The organism is Hansschlegelia beijingensis (genome assembly GCF_045505405.1).
GTDB lineage: Bacteria > Pseudomonadota > Alphaproteobacteria > Rhizobiales > Methylopilaceae > Methylopila > Methylopila beijingensis_A.
The window spans coordinates 1-1,994 of sequence record NZ_JBJKEX010000458.1 but is presented as its reverse complement, the minus strand read 5'-3'; the positions used below and the strand labels follow the sequence as shown (position 1 = coordinate 1,994).

Annotated in this window: 3 pseudogenes; 1 reads left to right on the top strand and 2 read right to left on the bottom strand. The window is 71.3% G+C overall.

Annotated elements, in window-relative coordinates:
- Positions 1-67 (top strand): annotated as a pseudogene (locus tag ACIKT0_RS17520) (hypothetical protein); the annotation flags it as partial.
- A gap of 281 nt (positions 68-348) precedes the next feature.
- Here the strand turns inward: ACIKT0_RS17520 and ACIKT0_RS17515 are convergent.
- A pseudogene (locus tag ACIKT0_RS17515) lies at positions 349-825 on the bottom strand (DUF4118 domain-containing protein); the annotation flags it as partial.
- Between the two features lie 45 nt (positions 826-870).
- Positions 871-1,776: pseudogene (locus tag ACIKT0_RS17510) on the bottom strand (aldo/keto reductase); the annotation flags it as partial.
- Positions 1,777-1,994 lie beyond the last annotated feature (218 nt).

The window sequence follows — 1,994 nt, the reverse complement described above, 5'->3', positions numbered from 1 at the left end:
GATCGAGGTGATCAACACTGACGCCGAGGGCCGCCTCGTTCTCGGGGACGTGCTCTGGTACGTGCAGGTACCGGGCAGCGTGGCCGCACCCCGGCCGGTCGGCTCGCCATGCTCATAGGCCCATGTCGCGGCGGCGAGTTCGGCCGGCTCCAGTTCGTCCTCGGGCGGATAGGCCCCGCCCATCGCGAGCCCATCGCGAGCCGCGACCAGCAGCACCACCTCGGCCTTCAGCATCAGCGCGATCTGGTGGGCGGCGGCCCAGAGCAGGTCGTCCTCGGCCGCGACCGCCGCGAGCTTGCGCGAGAAGGCGTAGAGCTCGGCGGTGACGCGGGCCTGGTTGCGCGCCGCGAGCGTCTGCGCGCGGACGCGCGCCGCGACCGAGCTCGCAAGGATCGCGGTCAGCGAGAAGAACAGGATCGCGACCACGTTGGAGGGATCGTTGACCGTCAGCGAGAAGCGCGGCTCGGTGAAGCAGTAGTTGTAGGCGAGCGCCGCCAGGAACGAGGCCGCGAGCGACGGCGCAAGGCCGTAGCGCACCGCGATCGCCATCACGGCCGGCACGAACACCAGCGAGATGTTCGGCAGATCGATCACCAGATCGACCGCGAGACCCGCCAGCGCGGCGACCGTCACGGCGGCGACTGCCGCCGCATAGGCCGGCAGAACTGGACCGGATTGGGCGCGCGCCCCCTGGGCCTTCGGCGGGACGGTCTCGTCGCTCGCGACCGCGTGGACCGCTATCGGCCCGGACTGCTCCAGAAGTTCGGCGACGACGGAGCGCCCCGGGACGAGGCGCCAGCCCGCCCGCGACCGCTTTCCGACCACGATGGCCGTCACGTTGCGGCTCCGCGCGAAGTCCAGGATCGCCTCTGCGACGTCGCCGCCAGGCAGCGTGATGGCCTCGCCGCCGAGCGCCTCGGCGAGCCGCTCGCGGCTGCGCGCGCCGACCACCGGGACGATGTCGTCGCCCTGCGCCATCACCCAGGCGATCGCGATCTGCGCCACGCTCACGCCGCGGGCGTCGGCGATCGTCCGCAACGCCTCCACCAGCCTGAGATTGGCCTCCACCGCGCCCTTCTGGAAGCGAGGGCTCATGGACCGGTAATCGCCCGCCACGGCCTTCGCCGGGTCGTAGTGGCCGCCGATCAGCCCGCGCGACAGCACGCCATAGGCGGTGATAGCGATCCCGAGCTCGCGCGCGACAGGCAGGATCCTGTCCTCGACGCCGCGGGAGATCAGCGAATATTCGATCTGCAGGTCGGCGATCGGGTGGATCGCGGCGGCCCGCCGCAGCGTCTCGGCGCCGACCTCGGACAGGCCGATATGCCGGACATAGCCGGCCTTCACCATGTCGGCGATCGCCCCGACGGTGTCCTCGATCGGCACGTTCGGGTCGAGCCGGGCCGGGCGGTAGATGTCGACATGGTCCACCCCCAGCCGGCCCAGCGAATAGGCCAGGGACGTCTTCACCGCCGCCGGGCGGCCGTCGAAGCCGAGCCAGTCGCCGCCGGGACCGCGCAGCGCGCCGAACTTGACGCTGAGCTGGTAGCTGTCGCGCGGGCGGCCACGGAGCGCCTCGGCGAGCAGCAGCTCGTTGTGCCCCATGCCGTAGAAATCGCCGGTGTCAAGCAGCGTCACGCCGGCGTCGAGCGCGGCGTGGATCGTGGCGACGCTCTCGCCGCGGTCGGCTGGGCCGTAGGCGGCCGACATCCCCATGCAGCCGAGGCCGATCGGCGAAACATCGGGTCCGGTGCGTCCAAGCTTGCGCGTCTTCATCGAGAAACCTCCTGCGTGTTGGCGTCGGAGGCGATGTGGAGCAGACTGCGCTGTGCGATAATCCCGACTCTATCGTACGGACCGTGCGGGATTTCGGACAATGCCCGAGTTCGACCTGAACGACGCCGCTCATCTGGTCGCGGTGGCGGAGGCCGGCGGCTTCCGGGCGGCGGCGCTGCGGCGCACGGTCTCGGCCTCGGCGCTGAGCGAGGCCGTCA